General features: G+C 27.1%; 24 protein-coding genes, 1 tRNA gene and 1 pseudogene. 15 read left to right on the top strand and 11 right to left on the bottom strand.

The window, feature by feature from the left end; genetic code table 11:
* Window positions 1-927: 927 nt before the first annotated feature.
* Entirely contained in the window at window positions 928-1,086 is a 159-nt protein-coding gene (locus FBF06_RS05550) for a hypothetical protein (protein WP_168977565.1), read from the top strand.
* Window positions 1,087-1,701: 615 nt separating this feature from the next.
* Here FBF06_RS05550 and FBF06_RS05545 read toward each other — a convergent pair.
* From FBF06_RS05545 to FBF06_RS05540, 3 genes are all read right to left on the bottom strand, one after another.
* Window positions 1,702-1,893, bottom strand: coding sequence for a hypothetical protein (locus FBF06_RS05545; RefSeq protein WP_002779581.1), 192 nt, complete (start codon window positions 1,891-1,893; stop codon window positions 1,702-1,704).
* Window positions 1,894-2,013: 120 nt separating this feature from the next.
* Window positions 2,014-2,160 carry a hypothetical protein gene (locus tag FBF06_RS09800; RefSeq protein WP_237952135.1) on the bottom strand — a complete coding sequence of 49 codons (147 nt, stop codon included), beginning with the start codon at window positions 2,158-2,160 and terminating at the stop codon, window positions 2,014-2,016.
* Between the two features lie 2 nt (window positions 2,161-2,162).
* Complete coding sequence (locus FBF06_RS05540; RefSeq protein ID WP_237952136.1) at window positions 2,163-3,341, bottom strand: DNA methylase; 1,179 nt, start codon at window positions 3,339-3,341, stop codon at window positions 2,163-2,165.
* An 853-nt stretch (window positions 3,342-4,194) separates the two neighbouring features.
* Between FBF06_RS05540 and FBF06_RS05535 the strand changes: the two genes are divergently transcribed.
* The 3 genes from FBF06_RS05535 to FBF06_RS05525 all read left to right on the top strand — a co-directional run bounded on the left by FBF06_RS05535 (window position 4,195) and on the right by FBF06_RS05525 (window position 5,421).
* A complete protein-coding gene (locus FBF06_RS05535) occupies window positions 4,195-4,491 on the top strand; it encodes a type II toxin-antitoxin system PemK/MazF family toxin (protein ID WP_052796223.1) in 297 nt (98 codons plus the stop codon).
* Between the two features lie 202 nt (window positions 4,492-4,693).
* A complete protein-coding gene (locus FBF06_RS09790; RefSeq protein ID WP_052796222.1) occupies window positions 4,694-4,996 on the top strand; it encodes a recombinase in 303 nt (100 codons plus the stop codon).
* A gap of 38 nt (window positions 4,997-5,034) precedes the next feature.
* Entirely contained in the window at window positions 5,035-5,421 is a 387-nt protein-coding gene (locus tag FBF06_RS05525) for a hypothetical protein (protein ID WP_087685863.1), read from the top strand.
* Window positions 5,422-5,828: 407 nt separating this feature from the next.
* On the opposite strand, the gene FBF06_RS05520 is transcribed toward FBF06_RS05525, so the two are convergent.
* Window positions 5,829-6,230, bottom strand: a complete 402-nt coding sequence (locus tag FBF06_RS05520; protein WP_052796221.1) for a hypothetical protein — start codon at window positions 6,228-6,230, stop codon at window positions 5,829-5,831.
* Between the two features lie 536 nt (window positions 6,231-6,766).
* Between FBF06_RS05520 and FBF06_RS05515 the strand changes: the two genes are divergently transcribed.
* Window positions 6,767-7,081 carry a hypothetical protein gene (locus tag FBF06_RS05515; RefSeq protein WP_052796220.1) on the top strand — a complete coding sequence of 105 codons (315 nt, stop codon included), beginning with the start codon at window positions 6,767-6,769 and terminating at the stop codon, window positions 7,079-7,081.
* Window positions 7,082-7,092: 11 nt separating this feature from the next.
* Window positions 7,093-7,236: a hypothetical protein gene (locus FBF06_RS05510; RefSeq protein WP_002807233.1), complete on the top strand. Its 144-nt coding sequence runs from the start codon at window positions 7,093-7,095 to the stop codon at window positions 7,234-7,236.
* Between the two features lie 553 nt (window positions 7,237-7,789).
* On the opposite strand, the gene FBF06_RS05505 is transcribed toward FBF06_RS05510, so the two are convergent.
* Window positions 7,790-7,930: a hypothetical protein gene (locus FBF06_RS05505; protein ID WP_168977564.1), complete on the bottom strand. Its 141-nt coding sequence runs from the start codon at window positions 7,928-7,930 to the stop codon at window positions 7,790-7,792.
* A 266-nt stretch (window positions 7,931-8,196) separates the two neighbouring features.
* Between FBF06_RS05505 and FBF06_RS05500 the strand changes: the two genes are divergently transcribed.
* A complete protein-coding gene (locus FBF06_RS05500) occupies window positions 8,197-8,856 on the top strand; it encodes a site-specific integrase (RefSeq protein WP_248276698.1) in 660 nt (219 codons plus the stop codon).
* Entirely contained in the window at window positions 8,834-9,136 is a 303-nt protein-coding gene (locus FBF06_RS09785) for a tyrosine-type recombinase/integrase (protein ID WP_248276697.1), read from the top strand. Before FBF06_RS05500 ends, FBF06_RS09785 begins: the two co-directional genes overlap by 23 nt.
* Window positions 9,137-9,186: 50 nt before the next feature.
* On the opposite strand, the gene FBF06_RS05495 is transcribed toward FBF06_RS09785, so the two are convergent.
* The 5 genes and pseudogenes from FBF06_RS05495 to tgt all read right to left on the bottom strand — a co-directional run bounded on the left by FBF06_RS05495 (window position 9,187) and on the right by tgt (window position 11,961).
* Window positions 9,187-9,531 carry a hypothetical protein gene (locus FBF06_RS05495; protein WP_002874001.1) on the bottom strand — a complete coding sequence of 115 codons (345 nt, stop codon included), beginning with the start codon at window positions 9,529-9,531 and terminating at the stop codon, window positions 9,187-9,189.
* An 18-nt stretch (window positions 9,532-9,549) separates the two neighbouring features.
* Window positions 9,550-9,645, bottom strand: a pseudogene (locus tag FBF06_RS09780) (Arm DNA-binding domain-containing protein); the annotation flags it as partial.
* Between the two features lie 296 nt (window positions 9,646-9,941).
* A tRNA-Arg gene (locus FBF06_RS05490) sits at window positions 9,942-10,018 on the bottom strand.
* A gap of 52 nt (window positions 10,019-10,070) precedes the next feature.
* On the bottom strand, window positions 10,071-10,838 hold the full coding sequence (locus tag FBF06_RS05485; protein ID WP_002860739.1) for a magnesium transporter CorA family protein: 768 nt from the start codon (window positions 10,836-10,838) through the stop codon (window positions 10,071-10,073).
* Between the two features lies 1 nt (window position 10,839).
* Complete coding sequence (tgt, locus tag FBF06_RS05480; protein ID WP_002859190.1) at window positions 10,840-11,961, bottom strand: tRNA guanosine(34) transglycosylase Tgt; 1,122 nt, start codon at window positions 11,959-11,961, stop codon at window positions 10,840-10,842.
* Between the two features lie 29 nt (window positions 11,962-11,990).
* Here tgt and FBF06_RS05475 point away from each other — a divergent pair, with 29 nt between their 5' ends.
* The 5 genes from FBF06_RS05475 to FBF06_RS05455 are packed head-to-tail and all read left to right on the top strand — an operon-like array spanning window position 11,991 to window position 18,927.
* Complete coding sequence (locus FBF06_RS05475) at window positions 11,991-13,391, top strand: COG3400 family protein (protein ID WP_002857878.1); 1,401 nt, start codon at window positions 11,991-11,993, stop codon at window positions 13,389-13,391.
* A 45-nt stretch (window positions 13,392-13,436) separates the two neighbouring features.
* A complete protein-coding gene (gene aroB / locus FBF06_RS05470) occupies window positions 13,437-14,492 on the top strand; it encodes a 3-dehydroquinate synthase (protein ID WP_052795973.1) in 1,056 nt (351 codons plus the stop codon).
* Window positions 14,489-16,060, top strand: a complete 1,572-nt coding sequence (locus FBF06_RS05465; protein ID WP_002852957.1) for a mechanosensitive ion channel domain-containing protein — start codon at window positions 14,489-14,491, stop codon at window positions 16,058-16,060. Before aroB ends, FBF06_RS05465 begins: the two co-directional genes overlap by 4 nt.
* Window positions 16,057-17,307 (top strand): tRNA (N(6)-L-threonylcarbamoyladenosine(37)-C(2))-methylthiotransferase MtaB, encoded by a 1,251-nt coding sequence (gene mtaB, locus FBF06_RS05460; protein WP_002858158.1) that lies wholly within the window; start codon window positions 16,057-16,059, stop codon window positions 17,305-17,307. The genes FBF06_RS05465 and mtaB overlap by 4 nt, the downstream gene beginning before the upstream one ends.
* 3 nt (window positions 17,308-17,310) lie before the next feature.
* The gene (locus tag FBF06_RS05455) at window positions 17,311-18,927 is read left to right on the top strand and encodes an ATP-dependent metallopeptidase FtsH/Yme1/Tma family protein (RefSeq protein ID WP_032580799.1); all 1,617 of its coding nucleotides are present in this window, start codon (window positions 17,311-17,313) and stop codon (window positions 18,925-18,927) included.
* Window positions 18,928-18,935: 8 nt separating this feature from the next.
* On the opposite strand, the gene FBF06_RS05450 is transcribed toward FBF06_RS05455, so the two are convergent.
* Complete coding sequence (locus tag FBF06_RS05450) at window positions 18,936-19,352, bottom strand: PepSY-like domain-containing protein (protein ID WP_032585073.1); 417 nt, start codon at window positions 19,350-19,352, stop codon at window positions 18,936-18,938.
* Window positions 19,353-19,450: 98 nt separating this feature from the next.
* On the opposite strand from FBF06_RS05450, the gene FBF06_RS05445 reads away from it, so the two are divergent.
* The gene (locus FBF06_RS05445) at window positions 19,451-19,969 is read left to right on the top strand and encodes a rhomboid family intramembrane serine protease (protein WP_002853058.1); all 519 of its coding nucleotides are present in this window, start codon (window positions 19,451-19,453) and stop codon (window positions 19,967-19,969) included.
* A complete protein-coding gene (locus tag FBF06_RS05440) occupies window positions 19,966-20,478 on the top strand; it encodes a histidine phosphatase family protein (protein ID WP_002852934.1) in 513 nt (170 codons plus the stop codon). The genes FBF06_RS05445 and FBF06_RS05440 overlap by 4 nt, the downstream gene beginning before the upstream one ends.
* Window positions 20,479-20,492: the final 14 nt, after the last annotated feature.

Here is a 20,492-nt window from a genome sequence, read left to right as displayed (position 1 = left end):
AGATTTTTGGCAAAAATAGACTTTAGAGCTAAAAACTACAAAATTTTCTTCATGGCGTGTATTTTTGATTGTGCTTGATTTATAGCGATAATATGAGAGCTAGGGCTTATTTTAGAAGTTCTTGCGAATTTTCAAAAATGCTTTGCAGTTTTGAAATGGACTGTGGTTTTTGTTTTGTGTTGCGATTTTTGTAGGTTTTTTTGTGTTTTTTTGATTGCAAGTGGGTATCTTGAATGGATATAGGGTTTAAAATGACAAAATTAGCCTTTAAAAGGCTAAAATGATTTTTATCGTTTTAGGGTTATTTTTTTGATTTTTGGGCGTTTTTTGAAAGAATATCGATTAGTGTTTCAAAATCTTGGATTTCTGATTTGGTGATTTTGAATTTGTCTTTGAGTGTTAGAAACTGATAGGCTGAAACTATATCAAGCTTTGGGTATTTGGCTTGTAAATCGATAATGTTCTCATGGTTTTTATCTTTTTAGTTTGGCAATAAAAGTGTTTTTTGTTTTTTTGATATAAGACATAACAGCAGGTGTCATTTTGCTTTTGTTTTCATCTGTTTTGCCATAGATTGAGAGTATGAATGCTAGACAGCTGGTTATATTGACAAATAATTTGTCGTTTTTCTCTTTGTGGATTATTTTGTTTAGGTATATTTTGGTAAACCAAGTTTCTATGGCTTTGTGCATTTTGTTTTTTCGCTTGGGCGTGTATTAGTTTTAGACATAAGTTTTCTCCTGTGGTTTTAGTGCTTTATGAAATTATACCGTATTTTTATTTAACTTGGGTATGAAATGAGTATTTTTATATATCAGGGAAAGTTTATGCTAGAAATATGTTTAAAAAATGGCAAAGATAGGGAGTAAATGAGAAAGAATGAGGTGATAAATAAGGCAATAAATGAGGGAATAAATGAGGTGATAAATGAGAGAAAGAATGAGTATAAAGGCTATAAGGATTTGTGCTAAGGATAGCGTTAAGATGAGATTTGAATGCGTAGAATGCAAGATAGGGAGGAATGGGAGATGGGGTATAAAGGGGGTGATAAATGATGAAAATTATTCAATGAAATGTAGCGGATAAAGAAGGGGGAATAAATGAGGTGATAAAGGGCGAGAAGAAGACTTTCCTATTTCAAGGGTGAAAAATACTTTATGGTAGGTACAAAAATTTTTTGGATGTATTTTTTTGAAAAAGACAAATCGCAATAAGTTATGCTATAAAGTCCCTAAAAATAGGCATTCTTTGCTTTAGGGTAGGTATAAAAATGGCATTGCTAAAGGCTAGACTTTTTAATGCTTAATTAAAACTATTTTTTGTCTTTTCGTGGGTTTGGATTTGGAGTATTTTTTAATTGAAAAATTTACAAAAATTTTAGAGTAAAGATAGATAAAAAAACAAAAAAATAAATCAAAATAAATATAGTTTTGCTGTAATTTTCTCTTTGAATTTTTGCTCGTGAAAAGTACAAGATAATTTTTTTATTTTTTTAATCATTTAAAAAACAATATTTTTTATATGAAAATTCACAGAAAAAAAAGATAAAATTTTAATACTAATTTTAATTAATTTTATTTTAAGTCTAAAATATATAGAGATAAAAGTGGTATAAAAAATACACTATTTAAAAAATACTTATTTTTTTACTTGTTTTTAATTGATTTTTATATCTAAAATATTTTTCTCATAAAAACATGATTACTCGTTTATATAGATAGACTTTTCAAGCTTTCTTTCCATTTCTTTTTTCTTTTTTTCAATTGCTTCATCAAATCCTTTAAGCACTGAAAATGGAGCAAACTGTGCCGCTCTTTTTTCTAATGGCATAAGAGGATATTTTGTAGATTTTTTGTATTTAATATTAATAATATCATCGTGGTTATTAGGCATTGTGTCCTCCTATTTGCGAATTAATTTTTAAGCCATTTTCAAGACTCGAGGCTTTAAAAATAGATTTTTTTCCATATTTGTGAACAATCGCGAGTCTAGCTTTTTGTAATTTCTCTTCTTTTATAAAATTTTATTTTCCTTCTGTTCTAAGTCAGTAAAAAGACTGGGTTCTTTAATTTTTTTTATCGTGTCATTTTTTACAACATTATTAAGAGTAAGACTTATTTTTCTAATTAAAAAATCAGCATTAACTATTAAATCAAACAATTCTAAACCTTTATTGCAAATAGTTTCCAAGGAAGAGCTGTGGTAATCCAAATTGATTGTTGAATGTGCATTTTTGGAATAGATCTTCCATAGGAATCTTTGCTCATTGGACCATTGTAGCTTTGTACCTTTTCTAAGCTTTCTTTATCATATTGTACATCTAAAACGATTTGATTGCATGTTAAATTTTGCTCAATTAGCTCAAGAACCATATGATCGACGATTTCTTTAAGCATATTTCTAGCTTTTTTAAAACTATAAGGCTTAGGCAAAACCTTAGCCATTACCTTAGAGATATGTTTGCTTTTATATTCTTTAATAGCTTGCATTGTACAGCTTTCAAATCCCCAAGCATGATCGATTAATAACTCAGCATTTACTCTAAAAATTTGATAAAGTTTATCCTCGTTATTAAGAGAGTATCTTGCTAAATCTCCCATATTGTTAATGCCTATGCTTTTTAGTTTTGTTGCATATCCTTTGCCTATACGCCAAAAATCATTTATGGGCGTGTGTTGCCATAATTTTCTTCTATAAAGCATTTCATCCAAATACCCTATGCAAAGTCCATCTTTATTAATATTTTGTTTTTTGGCTAATATATCCATTGCAATTTTTGCTAAGTAAAGATTTGTTCCTATTCCCGCAGTTGCTGTTATTTGAGTTGTTTTTAAAATTTCAAATAATATGTTTTCAATGAGTTTGTCAGCAGATAGCTTATAATGTTTGATATAAGGAGTTAAATCAATAAATACTTCATCAATGGAGTAAATATGAATGTCTTTTGGATCAAAATACTTTAAATAAATACTGTAGATTTTAGAACTATAGTCTATATATGTTGACATCCTAGGTTTTGCAACAATGTAATCAAGTTCTAAATTAGGATTATTTATTAGTTCAAGATGATTGTATGATTTTGCACTGAAATATTTAGCAATTTTTAAGCGCTCGTAATTGATTGTTTTTACTTTTTGTATTAGTTCAAATAGTCTTAATCTGCCCGATATATTATAAGATCTTAATGCGGGAGATACCGCAAGACATATTGTTTTTTCAGTTCTACTTTCATCCGCAACTACAAGATTGGTATTTAGAGGATCTAATTTTCTTAAAATGCATTCAACAGAAGCATAAAATGACTTAAGATCTATAGCTGCATATTTTTGCGTATTATCCATATTTTCACATTTGTATATAATAATTATTTTTTAATTGTATAAAAAGAATTTTAATAGACTAAGATTGTTAATTTTTAGTTCTTGTTTTGGAATTAATCAATAAAACAATCAAGCTTGTAGATTTTTTCATCTAAAAATTTTATCAAAAACCATGCCTTGTTTAAAATTACATAGTATTACTCAATATTATGCTTTTATATATTTAAATCGAGCGAGCAAAGTATACGAAAAGATTTATATCAAGTTTAATTTTAAATGATAAAATTTAAGCTGAAATAATGATAAAGTTTTTTGAAAATGCTGATTGTAATAAAAAGCTACAATTAATATAGGCAAATGAAATTTTCTGCTATTTTTTTTAATAATAATTGCTATTGATAAAATAAAAATCTGCCTTATTTTATACATCGAAAAATCTCAAAATCTTTATCACTCCTTTCATTTTTCGCTATTTAAAAAAATGGAACTGTTATAATAATGAGCTTGTTTTTTATATAAATCATAAACCAAAATACCAATAAATTAAAAAAAGAAAGAGAAAATTAGTTGAAAAACAAATCGAGAATTAATTTTTAAAAAGACAGGAGAAACAATGAAAAAACTTAGAAAAATATAGAAAAGAAATATTTAAAGATGAAACTTCTGCTTGCAGTATTACATAGCATTATGTCAAAAGATATAAAGGAATAAAACGAACGAAGTGCAATTTGACAGCTGGAACGAACGAAAAAAGAGCTTAAACAAAGTAAAATTAATCAGAAAAGTTAGTGTAAAAAAAGATTTATTGGCTTAGCATTGGTTTAAATATCGGTGCTGAAGTTTAAGGTAAAATGAGTTTTTTACGCGTCCTGTTTTGGTAATAAATAGTTTTTATAATGGCACATTTTTAGGCGCACCTTTAAGTTCTAAGACTAAAACAAAAAAAGGCTTTTTATTTCACAAATTTAAGGACAATAAAGGCGCTTTACAAGTTGCACTTTTAGGACAAATGAGAGTTTTTGATACTAAAAGGATAAAAACTTACATAGGAAAAATCAATGACGAAGATTTTGAAATGATTAAAAATAAAATAGTAGAAAATATAATAAGCCCTGCACTAAGACAGGGAAATTCAAAAAATGAGCCAAATCCTTTCATTTCTGAAAAGTAATGAAAAAATTATTACTAAAAAATATTAATCTAAAATAAAGGATTAGCATGACAGAAGAGAAAAAATATTATTAAAGAAGTGTGTAAAGAGTTAAACATTACTCAAACTGAATTAGGAAGACAATTAGATGTCTCTGCTTCTACAATAAATACTTGGGCTAGTGGTAAAATTCCAACTTAGTGGATTATATTCTGCTGAAGAAATGGGTGTTGGAATGACTGAAAGTAGCGATATTATTATCGATATTGAAGCCGAACAAAACAATACTCAGGAAAACAAAAAGAAAGTTGATTTCTCACAAAACTTTTCACAATCAAACGCTACAACTTTTAGCGAAGATGAAAGACAAGTTTTGTTATCTTTGGGACTCGAAGTGAAAAATGAAGATGGTTATTATTGGATTGTAGGAAATACCTATGGTTTAAATGAAAAAATCAAGCAATTAGGTTATAGATTTCACCCTGAGAAAAAAACATGGTGGAAGCAAATTGGAAATGTAGCCTAAGAACGCACATGAAAATATGTTATAATTTAGGAGTTAGTATGCAAGGATATGACATGAAAAAATTTAAAGCATTATTGGAAAGTATTTTTTCAGATACTGATCAAGCTAAAAAGCTCATTCAAGCTTTTGAAGAATTTGCTAATGATAGAGCAACAACGCAAAGGCTTAATTTTGGGAATTTAAAGCAAGAAGCCATTGAGCAAATAAGAAATGAGTTGGTTAGCAAGGATTTATTCCAATCTGAGACTAAAGGACTTGAAGCCGAAATCAAACGAATGGAAAGTTCATTAAAACAACAAGGAATCTATTGGCTTATAGGAGCTTGTGTTGTTAGCATTGCCACTATAATTTCAAGTGTTTGGGCAATAATGGACTTTATGGTAGAACACTTAAAAAATAATACTCTCGCACTAGAAACAATCTAGTGTAACTTAACCCTAAGGTGGGATATTTTATCCCTTGACTTTTAGCATTTTTTTGTTATAAGATAAGGAGAAAAAAGAAAGATTTTTTCAAAAAAATAGTAATATTCACAAAAATACCCACAAAAGCAATCTTAAGATTCATGGAATCTATTGGCATAGGATTGTTTATAAATACAGGCGATAGTAGAGCTTTTATTATTTTAATTGAAAGTTTGCTAATTTTAACGGTAGTTGCATTATCATCAATCTTTCTTAAAGATTGAACTTTTTTGAAAAAAAGGAGAAAAAATGGATGGTTATAATATAGCTATTTTAATTGGTGCTATCACTCTCGTTTTTGGCACATTGGTTTTAGTAGCTCATTATCTCAATGATAAACACACTAACGAAAGTGAAAACTAAAAACCTTATTGTCTTAGAAATGATTTAAAGATAGACAAAATTAAATCAAAAATTGTAGGCTGCAAAATAAACATTAAAGCAGCAAGAATAATTACATATGTTCTAACTTCTCTTTTAAAACTATCTAGTTTGTTTTCAAGCTTATCAAGTTTAGCACCTACTGAATTTTCAAGCTTATCAACTGAATCTTCAAGCTTATCAAATCTAGTATTCAAAAGATCTATAGTTGGTAATTTAGAAATGGCTTCTTTAAATTCTCTAAAAGATTTGTCTTTTATTTCTTGAGAATTTATTTGGCTTTCTTTAGTAAATTCGTTAAGAGCTTTAATGAAATTTTCTTCAGTTTGATCTTTAAAATAGATAGAAAATAAAGCTTTTACACCTTCTGAAATATAATAATTTTTCATATTTATACAACCTTTTTTAATTATAACATAGCAAATTTAAAAATGCAGTTTTTATAAAAATAAATAGAAATTTGTTTTGATTATATTTTACTCAATATTTTTTATTACATCTATGGTTAGTGAATATAATTAATAATTTTTATAAGGGTGTTTTCTGCTTCTTTGTTTTTTAAAAGCTACATCACAACACTTTATATTCTAAGCTTTTTAAAGTACTCAAATAAGATTATCATAATAAATAATAAAAAATCAATTTCTTATTATTTTCATTTTATTTTTTTTCTTTTTTGTTATAATTTATATGTTAAAATAACATATTACAAAGGAAACAATATGGATTTATCTCATTCATTAGGACAATATATTATTTTAGCTTTTGCAATAGCCGTAGCCATATTTGTTACATTTTATGACTTTGATAAAAAAGATCATCAACATAATATAAAAAAATAATATCCTTAATATTTATAAAAATTAAAAAAGATTTTAAGTCATTCTAAAAATAAAAATTTATACTATTTTTTAAAGGATTTGCTATGCAAAAAAATATACAAGATTATATTATTGATGTTCATTCTTGCGATCCCCATTCATCAAATGCTTATAAACAAGATTTATTCGATGTTTTAAATGAAGATTTTACCAAAGAATATGAATTCATAGGTAGTCCTACTTTAGATGATATAGTAAAACACAAACAAAGTGATGAAGTTTTTAAAGTGTTTTATAAAAAAGATGATAAAATAAGATTGCTTAGAGTTAGTAATATGCAAGCTTTAAATCGTTTTGATAAACTTAAAGGTGCAATAACAAAAATAATTTTAGATAGTGGTTTTAAACCTGATAAATAAAAAGGATTAATATGTGTAAAGATCAAGAATATATAGAGCAAAGAAAGGTTTTATGGGAAAAAAGTTTTGAAGCCTTTAAAGATGATAAAGTGTATCAAAAAGAACAGCTTGAACTTGCAGAAGCAGGAATTAATGATGGCTTAGAGGAGGATTAATTATATAATTAGCCATATATTTTATATTAGTTTTTTTAAAAAACCGTTTTTACTATATTCTTTAATCTTTTGTATTATATTTTGATTGTCTTATTTATGTAATTTTATATATAAAAAAAGTTTTTTCCAATTTTACAACAAAATCCTTTATGGTATAATAAAAATAAAAATTATATAAGAAAGGATACAAATGGCTATAAAAATTGAAATTAGCGGATTTGATAAGGATTTTTTACCTGTTTTTGAGAGTTTAGCTAAAAGCTTATCTCAAAAGCCTATTTTATCAATGTTTTTTCTTATTTTTTGAGCAAAAACTTACGCATACCCTTTTTTCATTTTTTGTTTCTTTAACTTCTCAAAAAAATTTGTGCCTCATTAAAACTTGGAAATACATTATTTTTTCTTCCTGTGCAACTTTTAAAACGCACATTTCCGTAAACTCTCTCAACCATATATTCCTCAAATAGAGTGGTAATAATTTCTATGCTATAATAGCGAATGTTTCCTTTCTCAGTTATTCTGTGCAACAAAACATTATTCATAAAAAACCTAATTAAAAATTATTTATTTTATTCAAAAAATCATTTTTAAACATTTTTTCTATAGCAAGCTTAATCATTTGATTAATTTTCTCATTTTCTTTAGCTACATTAGAAATTTCATCTTTGTAAGCAGGAATCATCATTTCTATCATTTTTAATGTTTTTTCATCAAATAATACTCTTTTTGGAATTAATATTTCATTTTTTTGAATATTTTCATTATTTATTGTATTTTTTCCATTTTTATCCTTTATTTGTTAAAATATATAAATTATACCATAATATTAATTTATACCATAATATTAATAAAAAATTGTATAAATAGACAAATAATGCAAAAATATAAATATTTTTATGATATAATTTAAAATATATAACATAATATTTAATTATGTTATAAAAAAAGGATATAAATAAAATGAAACTTAAAAATACTACAATAAGCGAAGATTTAGAGCGTTGGATAGAAACTTATTTGAAACATATTCAAGCATTATCCTATTCAAATAATACTTTTTTACTTTATAGGCGTATTTTACTAGAATTTGTAGAATATTCTTTAGATTATCAAGATGAAATGCAAATAAACGATATAAAAACGACTTTTTTAGTCAATTTTCTTAATTATTTAGAAAATAATTCAAAAAATGGCAATAAACTATCAAAAAAAACAAAAATAACTTATTTGAGAGTATTAACTAGCTTTTTTTCTTTTATAAGCGATAATAATGATGATTTGTTTATTTTTTCCTTTGATATGAAGAAAATTAGATTTAGAACAGAAAAATCAGAAGAAAAATTAAATTATCTTAATGAAAATGAAATTATAAGGCTAGATAATGTTTTAGAAAAAGAAAAAGCAAAAAAAGAAGTTTATAATAGTTTTAGAAACTCTTTACTGATAAAACTTATGCTTTATGGAGGACTTAGAATTTCTGAAGCTTTAAATGTAAAACTTTGTGATTTTGAAGAGGTTGATGATGAAATATTAAAAATATCCATAATAGGCAAGGGCGGTAAAGAACAATTTGCATTTATTAAAAAAGAAGAAGTAGATGATGAGCTTGAATTATTTTAAAGAAAATATCCAAGATAGTGATTACATAATGCAAACTAGCACAGGAAAACATTTAAATAGAAGTAATGCTTTTTTGATTGTAAATAATATTTACGCTAAAGCTTTGATCAGCAAAAAAGGACTTCATTTGCTTAGACACACTTTAGCCATGAGATTAACAGCCAAAGGAACAAACCTTGTGGTCATACAAAAAATTCTAAGACATGCAAATCTAAATACTACTACTATATATGCCAAAGCAACAAATGATACAATAAAAGCTGCGTTATTGAATAATTAATTTTTCTAAAATTGAGTATTTGCATAGACTTCAAGAAGAAGTCTATGTGTTTAAAATTGTTCTAATAAAAGTTTAGGTTCTCCGCGAAGTATTTTGATGAAATTTGCAATTCTAGATTGTATCATTTCTACGGAATATATACCTCCTAAACCGCCTAAAGCATAAAATAATTCTTCGAAAATGTCTTCTTTGTTAAATTCAAGTTCTTTTATATCAATAAGATCAGGAGTTCGGCTACATTTTTGTAAATTTTGATATATTTTGACTAAAATCTTGATTTTTTGTAGATTATTTTCAGCCTCTAAATAAGAATTTAAGTGTATTATTAGGGTTTTTGATTTTTTTATATCTTCTTTTTGAATTTGTTCCTTGGGATCAATTTTTTCAGTTAACATATTATTAAAAATATTTGCTTTTTCTCTTGCGCTTGACAGTGTGGTTGTTGGGTATTTTCCTATTTTAATACTTTGTATTTTTTTGTTTAACCTATATCTAAAATAAAAAAAGATAATAATACCTTTTAGCGAATCTTTTGCTTCGATGTAGAGATTTTTTGTGTATGCATCTTTAATATATGTTCTTTTTTTACAATTAAAGTTTTAAGTTGCTTATCATTAACAATAATCATTTTTAATATTCCTATGTTAAAAAGTATATGTTATTTTTGAATTTTAAAATTTAACATATACTTTTAAAATTGTCAAAATTGATTATTTGAGATTATTTTAGAAGCTTTCAAACATTGCTATATCATGCTTTAGATGATTATTTTAGATGATTCAAGATTATTTAAGAAAAGAAGTGATGGTGCGCTCAAGAGGATTCGAACCTCTGGCCTTTTGAACCGCAATCAAATGCTCTATCCAGCTGAGCTATGAGCGCAAAAATAAGTTAAAATTATATATAAATATTCTTAAAATAAGCAAAATTTTGCTTATTTTGTTTGTTTTTTAGCTTTTTTACCTTCATCTAAATCAAATTCTTTAGTCTTTTTTGAATGATAAAATATAAAACCTACAATCAAAATACAGCAAATCAAAGAAAAAATATAAAGTGTACCATAAGGGCTATCTTTGAAAAAAAGATTATTAGTATTCATTCCAAAAAATCCTACGATCAAATTTAAAGGTAAGAAAATAGAAGAAAGTATGCTTAAAAGATAAATACTTTTATTCATTTTTTCATTTTTAATTGCACTTGTTAATGTATAAAGAGTATCAATTCTTGTTAGATGTTCTTTGGTATTTTTATTTAAGATGCTGATGGATAAATTTAGAATTTTTAAATGTTTTTTGTATTGTGCTTGTTCGCTAAGCAAAAGATTGAAAGCTTCACTTAGAAGATTAATTTGCTTTAGATTTTTGTTAATTTTTTGTCTTAAAACAAAGGATTTTTTGTAAAAATTTTTAACAAAACCACCTTTTAAGATAATACCTTCTTTGTGTTCTAAAAGGTTTTGAAAATGAGTATTTTGTACTTTAAAATCTTCTAAAATAGATTTAATAAAATTTGAAAATTCTTCTATGCTAGAAAGCTTAAATTCTTCATTTTGAAGTTTATAAATTTTTTCATCATTAAAAAGCCAAGTTTCTAAATTTAATCCCACGTAAACAAAAATTTTTTGTCCATAAATTTCGCTATAGAAAGTTTCTAAATTCTTTGCTTGCAGGATTTTTTTTAGATTTTCGTGTAGCTCTAGCATTTTATTTGCCTCTTAAGTGATAAAAATTTCTTTTAAATTGCGTAAAAGAATTGTTCAAAATTGCTTCACGCATCTTTCTTGCAAGTTCAAGATAATAATGTAGATTGTGCAGACTTGCCAAACGAAAAAAAGTAAGTTCTTTAGCTTTAAAAAGATGGTTTAAATAACCCCTTGAAAAATTACGACAAGTATAACATGAGCAAGTAGAATCTATAACTTCATGATCGTTGATAAATTCTGCTTTTTTGATATTAAATTTTCCAAAACTTGTGAAAAATGTTCCATTTCTTGCATTTCTAGTTGGCATCACACAGTCAAACATATCTACTCCTCGCTCAACATTTTCTACTAAATCTTCAGGCGTTCCTACGCCCATTAAATATCTTGGACGATTTTCATCTAGATAAGGGTTTAAGTTTTGGACTGTTTCGTACATCAAGGCGTTTTCTTCGCCCACGCTAAGCCCACCTATAGCTAAACCATCAAATGGCATTTCATTTAAACTTAAAGCGCAACGTTTTCTTTCTTCATAATCTGTACCACCTTGGATAATACCAAAAATATTTTGCCCTATACCTATACCTTTATTTTGCATATTTTTATGATAAGTAATAGCCTCTTTTGCCCAAAGTATAGTGCGATCAACAGAAATTTTAACCCTTTCTTTGGTTGCGGGTAGGGCTACTAAATCATCTAAAATCATCATAATATCAGAATTAAAATCATATTGAGTATCTAAAACACTTTTTGGAGCAAAAAGATGACGACTTCCATCAATGTGACTTTTAAATTCTATGCCTTCATTAAAATGTTTGGAATTTTTACTTAAAGAAAAAGCTTGAAAACCACCACTATCGGTTAAAAAACTTCTATCAAATTTCGTAAATCCATGTAAACCTCCAAAATCTTTTACTACTTTGGAAGTTGGACGCAAGTACATGTGATAGGTATTTGCTAAAATAATTTTTGCATCAAGCTCATTTTTCATATCATTAGCATCAAGACTTTTAACCGCTCCTACTGTGCCAACAGGCATAAAAACAGGGGTTAAAAAAGTGCTGTGTGCGGTAGTGATTTCACAAACCCTTGCCATTCCATCTTTATGCTTTAATTTAAATTCCATTTGTTATAATTTCCTTTTTGGAGTTTAAAATGAATAATATTTTAATTATAATAGATGGTATTTTAGCAAAGCATTTCTTAGAAAGGCTTTGTTTTGAAAAAGGCTTAGGTTACTTTTTTACAGTAGTGTGTCAAAATAGTGAAAAAAATAACTTAAATATTTCTAGTGAGTATATTGACTTGCATTATTTTGATCCTACAAGCACAGCGCGTCTTGAAAATATTATGAGTAAGGATTTTAAACAGGCTTTTATTTATATGCAAGATGAATTTGAAACTAAAAAAAGTTATGAGGCTTTGCGTTCTTTAAATCCAAATTTAGAAATAGAAATAATGGATTTTTGGGGGTTAAGTGTTAATGATACTCATGCAAATTTAGCTGATGCTAGAATGACTTTAAGCCGTAGATTTATGGATTTTTTACCAGATATTGCTTTAACAGCTCAGTATATAGGACTTGGAGTTGGAGAGATTATGGAAGTAAAAATTCCAGCAGGGTCTATTTTTGCTTATAGGCACATAAGTTCAATACAACAAAAAAGGTGGCGCATAGTCCTTATTTATAGAAATTCTAAAATTTATTTTGTAAAACCATCTTTTGTTCTAGAGCCAAATGATAGCATTTTGATCGTTGGGGATCCTGTTGTTTTACAAAGTATTTTTCATAATATAAGAGGCAAAGCAGGGCAATTTCCTATGCCTTTTGGAAGTAATGTTTTTGCTTTAATTGATATGAAAAATATGAATCAAAATATGCAAGAAAGAGTGCTTGATACTACTTTAAAATTAACTCAAAAAAGCAATGCAAAAAGATTTTTTATACATGTTATCAATCCTAAATTAGGGGTAATGTATGAAAAATTAAAAAAACTTTCTGAGGATAAAGAAGGTGTGTTTTTTGATTATTTCAACACGGATTTTAAACAAATTTCCATGTGGTTGCAAAATAATGATATAGGATTAGTTGTAACTGATATAAAAAATTTTGAGAAAGAAAAACAAGCTTTTTTTGATTTAAAAATTCCTATTATGAAGGTGGGTGAAGCTTCTTTTGATGAGCTTAAAGAAGCGATTATTTTAAGTGCTGATGAGAGTGAACTTGAAAACAATGCAAATGTCATTACTGATTTAAGTAAACAGCTTGATTTTGGAGTTATTTTATATTATTATAATCCAAATTCTCAAAATACTACAGATATGGAGGAGTATTTTAGAAGTTTATCTAAGCTTTATGATAAAAATATACAAATTATTAATAAAAATGATGAAAACCCTCTTTTAAATTTGCAATATCGCGAAGATTTGTTACAATTTGTGAGTTTTCAAAAAGAATTACTAAATAGAGATTTTGCCAGAAATTTAAGTACAAATTTAAATAGGCATTATTACAAAATGAGACAAAATTACCAACTTTTCATACCAGTAGAATAAATAATTAATTAAATGTGATAAAATAAATGCAAAAAGAGTAGTTCAATGCAAGTAGAAGTTAAGTTAAAAGAAAATGCTTATAAGGTTTATATTGATGAACTTGAAGAATTAGAATTTGATAGTAAGGTTTTTATACTTTCAAATCCTAAGATTTCAGGTCTTCATTTGAAAACATTACTTTCTAAAATTAAGGCAAAAGAAATTTTTATTGCCACTGTGAAAGATGGTGAAGAATATAAAAATTTAAGCACCATGGAAGAAATTTTAAACCAAATGTTTAATTCTAAATTGGATAGAAAAAGCGTACTTATAAGTTTTGGTGGTGGCGTGATTAGTGATATGGGCGGATTTGCTGCTAGTATTTATCAAAGAGGTATTGATTTTATAAATATTCCTACTACACTTTTAGCTTGTGTTGATGCAGCAGTAGGTGGAAAAACAGGTGTTAATAATAATTTTGGTAAAAATCTTATTGGCACTTTTTATCAACCTAAAGCTGTATATTGTGAGAGTTTTTTTTTAAAGACTTTGAGCTCTAGAGAACTTGCTGCAGGCATGGCTGAATTTATTAAAATGGCAGCAATGTTTGATTATAGTATACTTGATTTTATAGAAAAAATTGATGAAAAAAGTTTCTTAAATGCTACTTGTGAGAATGAAATTTTGACTCAAATTATAGCAAAAAGCATAGAGCTTAAATCAAGGGTTGTTGAACAAGATGAAAAAGAATCAAGGCTTAGAATGCTTTTAAATTATGGTCATACTTTTGCTCATGTTATAGAAAATTTTACAGATTATAAGCTTTATTTACACGGAGAAGCGGTGGCTATAGGTATGGTTATGGCAAATCAATTGGCTTTAAATTTAGGGCTTTTGGATAAAATGCAAAGTCAAAGAATAAAAGATATTTTACTTAAATTCGGTTTGCCAATATCATATAAAATCAACAATGTAGATGAATTTTATGAAGCTTTTTTCATGGATAAAAAAAGCTCTAATAAAAAAATCAATTTTGTTCTTGCTAGTCCTTTGGGTAAGGGTTTGATAAAAGGTGATATTTCTAAAGAAGATATAATTGCAACTTTAAGAGAATTCCAATGAAAAAAATTATTATTTTAACCTTTTTTGTTGTTTTTGCTTTTGGTGATGTAAATCGGACTATTATTAATAATATAAATGAGAAAATTAATACTTTAAATACTGTAATCAGTGCTAGTATTTGGAATATACGTTATGAAAATTTTATAAAATATCAAGATATAAATGATGAATTAATCATTTTAAATCTTAATTTAAAAAAGACTTCCGATATTCACCAACAAGAAGAACTTAAACGCAAGATAGCAAATTTAGAAGAGCAATTGAACTTGCTTAAAGAATATAAAGATTTAAATTTTGCACAAAGTCTTAGTGCCCCTGATAATATAGAAACTTTATCTAAGCTTACTAATCCTTTGGCTATTATAGGAGCTTTTTCTCATATTAAGAAATTAAAAGGAGAAAAGGAAGAGTATATATTTAAATTTAATGATTTTAAAAATTTAGTAGATAAAATCAGGGAAAAAAACTCAGAACTTAAGGAATTAGTTGAGCTTAAACCAAGTGTTGAGAATATAGAAGCTTTAAAAGCTTCGGATAAAAAGCTGGAAGAATTTGAGCAAGCTTTAAATTTTGCTAGTGTTTCTTATTCTGTTTATGAGAAAAAAATTGATGAAGAGCTTTCTCGAGTAAGTGCTGAGATTAAAGTTCAAAGCTTAAGGGCTGTAAATATACTTGTTGCTATTGTTATTGTTATAGCTATAGCTTTTATGTTGAAATTTATTGCTAAAAAATACATTAAGGATAGTGAAAGATATTATACTGCTACGAAGATTATTAATTTTATTAATATAAATATTATTTTTCTTATTTTGCTCTTTGCTTATATAGAAAATATTACTTATCTTGTAACTATACTTGGTTTTGCCTCTGCGGGCTTAGCTATTGCTATGAAAGATATGTTTATGTCTATGCTTGGATGGTGTGTGATTATTTTTGGCGGAAGTTTTAGAGTAGGGGATCGTGTAAAAGTTTTTCAAAATGATACTACCTATATAGGAGATATTATAGACATTTCTTTTTTACGCATTACTCTTTATGAAGAGCTTACGCTTGAAACTTATAATAAAAATCGTCGTAGTGGGCGTATTATATTTATTCCTAATAACTATGTTTTTACAAATTTGCTTGCTAATTATACCCATCATGGTATGAAAACCGTGCTTGATGGCATTGATATAAGTGTTACTTTTGATAGCAATCTTGACAAAGCTCAAGAAATTGTGGAAAATATTGTTACACGCCATGCCAAAGGTTATACTGAGCTTGCTAGAAAAAATATAGCTCGTTTACAACATGAATATAGTATTAAAAATCCTAAAGTGGAGCCAAGGTTTTTTATGTTTTTTGAACATTGGGGAATGAGAATTTCTGCATGGTATATGACTAATGCTTATGCGGCTTTGGTATTAAGAAGTACGATTAGCAAAGAGATTATAAAAGAATTTAATAAGCATAAAGATATAAAAATTGCTTATCCATCGCAAAATTTATATTTAGGAAATTTAAATCAAAATCATTTTGAACAACATCATGAAAATATGTATTTTCATGCAAGGAATAAGGATTGAAAGAAAAAGTTTTTTTTAAAACCTTTGGGTGTCGCACAAATATTTATGATACAGAGCTTTTAAAAAGTTATGTAAAAGATTATGAGATTATAAATGATGAGAATAAAGCACAAATTATCGTTGTAAATTCTTGCACGGTTACAAATGGAGCTGATAGCGGGATAAAATCTTATGTAAATACCATGCAAAAAAAAGGCATTAAAGTTATACTTACAGGTTGTGGTGCTGTAAGCAAAGGTAAGGAGCTTTTAGATAAAAAGCAAGTTTTTGGAGTGCTTGGAGCGTCAAATAAAGATAAAATCAATGAATTTTTAGGAGCAAAGACAAGTTTTTATGAACTTGGAAATTTAAATTTTATTGATAAAGATATAGTTTGTGAGTATGAAAATCATACCAAAGCTTTTGTGAAAATTCAAGAAGGTTGTGATTTTGCTTGTTCTTATTGTATTATTCCTAGCGTGAGGGGAAAATCAAGAAGTGTGGATGAAAAAGCTCTTTTAAAACAGGTTGAAATTTTGGGAGCTAATGGTTATAGTGAAATTGTTTTAACAGGGACTAATATAGGTTCATATGGGCTTAAAAATGGCACAACCCTAGGCAAGCTTTTGCAAAAAATGGGACAAATTTTAGGTATAAAACGCATAAGGCTAGGTAGTTTAGAACCTGCACAGCTTGATGAAAGTTTTTTAGAAATCTTAGATGAAGCTTGGCTTGAAAGGCATTTACATATTGCATTGCAACATACAAGTGAAAAAATGCTTCGTATAATGAGAAGAAGATCACATACGGATAATGATTTAAAGCTTTTTAATACTATAGCAAGCAAAGGATATGCTTTAGGGACGGATTTTATAGTAGCTCATCCAGGCGAGAGTGAAGAGCTATGGCAAGAAGCTTTAAGAAATTTTAAAGAATTTCCACTCACTCATATCCATGCTTTTATTTTTAGCCCTAGAAACAACACGCATTCTGCTACCATGAAAGATGTGATAAATGGAACTTTAGCTAAAGAAAGGCTAAACACTTTAAAATCCATAGTAGAAAAAAATAATTATGAATTTAGGAAAAAAAATCAAGTTTCACTTGAAGTTTTGGTAGAAAATCAAAAAGATGGTTTTTTTGAGGGTTATGATCAGTTTTTTAATAAGATCAAAATTAAAAGTGATAAAGATATAGCTAAAGAATGGATCGTTATATCTGAATATGAAGTACAAGAAAAGTCTAACTTTACAAATTTAAAAGGCTAGATAATGAAAAATAAAAAGATAATTTTAGCATCTTTTATGGTTTTATGTATGCTTTTGGGAATTTTATATTTTAAAAATGAACCTAAATATATAGATGAAAATCTTTATCAAAGTCTATTAAGCCAAAATTTAATCCAAAAAGCTGTGATTGATAAAGACGAAATTTGGCTTAAGGCAGAAGGTGAAAATTACGTAATTATAAAAGATGGCATAGATATAAAAACACTTTTATCAAAAGTTCCCGTAGAGGTTAAAAAAGATAATACGCTTTGGGTGTTTTTTGTTTTACTTATTTTTATTATCGCACTTTTTATAAGTCTTGGTTATTTTGCTCGTAAAAAAGAGTTGGCTAAATATCCAATATCAAATAAGAATCAAAATCACACTCAAGCTCAAAATTCAAATATAAATTTAGAAAGTTCCCATATAAAACCTGTGATTTCAAATATTACTTTTAATGATGTAGCAGGTGTTGATGAAGTTAAAATGGAGCTAAGCGAACTTGTGGATTTTTTACAAAATCCTAAAAAATATAAAGAATTTGGTGTAAAAATGCCAAAAGGTGTTTTAATGGTAGGCCCACCTGGTGTAGGAAAAACATTGATAGCAAAAGCAGTTGCAGGAGAAGCAGGGGTGCCATTTTTTTATCAAAGTGGTTCAAGTTTTGTTGAAATTTATGTAGGTATGGGTGCAAAAAGAGTTAGAGAGCTTTTTTCAAAAGCTAAAATGATGGCGCCTAGCATAGTTTTTATTGATGAAATAGATGCCGTAGGTAAGGCAAGAGGAGAAATGTCAAATGTTGAAAGAGATAGCACTTTAAATCAACTTTTAACTCAAATGGATGGTTTTGAGGACAATAGCGGGGTTATAGTTATAGCTGCGACAAATAAAATCGAACTTATGGATCCTGCTTTATTGCGTTCGGGGCGTTTTGATAGGAGAATTTTTTTATCTTTGCCTGATTTTAAGGATAGACTTAAAATTTTAGAAATTTATATGAAAGATAAAAACAATAATATCAATTTAAATAAAATCGCTAAAGCAAGCGTAGGTTTTAGTGGAGCAGGGCTTGAAACTTTGGTCAATGAAGCAGCAATTAATGCTTTAAGAAGAAATAGTGCTTTAGTTGAGGAAAGCGATTTTTATGCTGTATTAAATAAAGTTCTTTTAGGTAAGAAAAAGATTTTAAGTTTTAATGATGAAGAGAAGAAAATTCAAGCCACTTATCAAGCTGCAAAAGCTTTGAGTGCGTATTATTTTGACATAGGATTTGAAAAAATCACTCTCATTGAAGATCGTTTTAAAGAATATGAGCATAATATAAGATCAAAATCAGAGCTTATCAATCGTATAAAAGTTTATTTGGCTGGTTCTAGAGCCATGAGATTGATTTACAATGAAAGTTATACTAACTCGCAAGATGATTTTTTAAAGATTAAAGAATTGCTTGATTATATGTTGAGTTTTGATATGTTGAAAGAGTCAAATTTAAGTGAACAAAAAAAAGAAATGGATGAATTTTTAAATTCTATGAAGGATAAAATTTTAAAATTATCAGAGCTTTTGCTTGAAAAAGAAAAGATAGAATATGACGATGTTAAAGATATAATGCAGGTTTGATGATATGTTTAATCATCAAATTCTTTATATAAGATAGTTCCATTAAAATCTATAAGAATTTTTATATCGTTATCAAGTTTAATCTTATAATGGTTGATTTTTCTTTCAATTTCTCTAGCTTTTGTATTTGGAAATTCGCTTTTGATGATATTGGCTAAATTTTGAGGTAAAAAATCTAGATCAAAAGGAAAGGCTTTATTTTCAATTTCCTTCCAAGCTCCATCTATATCAAATTCAAGCTCTGTTCCATCGCTAAGATAGACTTCATAGGAATTTTTGTCTTTTTGCACGATCCCTATAGGCGCTTTGAAATTATGTTGTAAAAATTCTTTAGAAACATTTGGTAAATTATCAGCAGAAATTATTATATCAGCATTTAAAGATAAACTTAAAATAGTAATAATATTTAAAAATTTAATTTTCAATATTTTTCCTAAATTATTTTTTAGTAAAATTGTAAAGAATTTATGTGAATTTTATGTGAATTTTAAGACAATATTATAAAAAATAAAGGTTTTATATTTTGCTTACAATTTTTTTAATTTTTTTAAATATTTTATGTTATTTTTTGATTTCTTATGATTATTACAATATCCTTGGTTTGAATATTTTATTTTTTAATGGAGCTTATTGGCAGCTTTTAAGTTCAATGTTTTTACATGGAAATTTAACTCATCTTATATTAAATATGATAGTTTTGTTTCAATTTGGGCGTATGTTAGAAACTTATTTGGGTGCTTTGTGTTTTATTTTTATTTATTTTATTGGCGGATTGTTGTGCTCACTTTTAAGTGTTTTTTATGTGTATTTTGATTTTAAATATTTTGGAGAAAATATAAATGTCATAGGCGCTAGTGGTGCAATTTGTGTTTTAATGGGCTTTTATGCTGTTATTGATAAAAATAGCACAAAAGGACTTATAGTGGCAATTTTACTTATGAGTTTTGTGCCATTGCTTATGGGGGTAAATGTTGCTTGGTATGGTCATATTTTCGGGTTTATGTGTGGTTATATTTTAGCTAAAATAAAAGAGGTAAAATGAAAAAAATTTATATTATAAGACATGCAAAAGCAAGTAAGAGTGAAGACATCGATGATTTTGAAAGAAAACTTACTAAGAGTGGAAAGGAAGATTTAAAAAAACTTTTTAAAAATCTTGCTTCGCATGAAATTCATCCTGATTTGGTGCTATCAAGTCCTGCTGTTAGAACCGCTAAAACAGCGAAAAAAATAGCCAAATTTTATAATTTTGATAAAAATAGAATTTGTTTTGATGAAAGATTGTATCTTTGCAATGTTGAAAATTTGCTAAAAATTCTGCAAGATATTGATGATGAGTTTAATGAAGTATTTTTAGTGGGTCATAATCCTAGTTTAATGGAGCTTGGAGAGTTATTAAGTTCGCTATGTTTAGCTTCTTTTCCAACTTCTTCTATCTTGTGTTTAGAATTTGATATTAAGGAATTTAAAAATTTAAAAAAACATAGCGGAAAATTAGTTTTTTTTGAACATGTACGCAAGTTAAAAGAAGAAAAAGATCTGGGTTTTTAGTAAGGAGATTGACT

This window comes from Campylobacter sp. CFSAN093227, from assembly GCF_012897855.1.
Classification (GTDB): Bacteria; Campylobacterota; Campylobacteria; order Campylobacterales; family Campylobacteraceae; genus Campylobacter_D; species Campylobacter_D jejuni.
The sequence above is the reverse complement of the archived record's forward strand: the minus strand, read 5'-3'. Positions and strand labels throughout refer to the sequence as shown.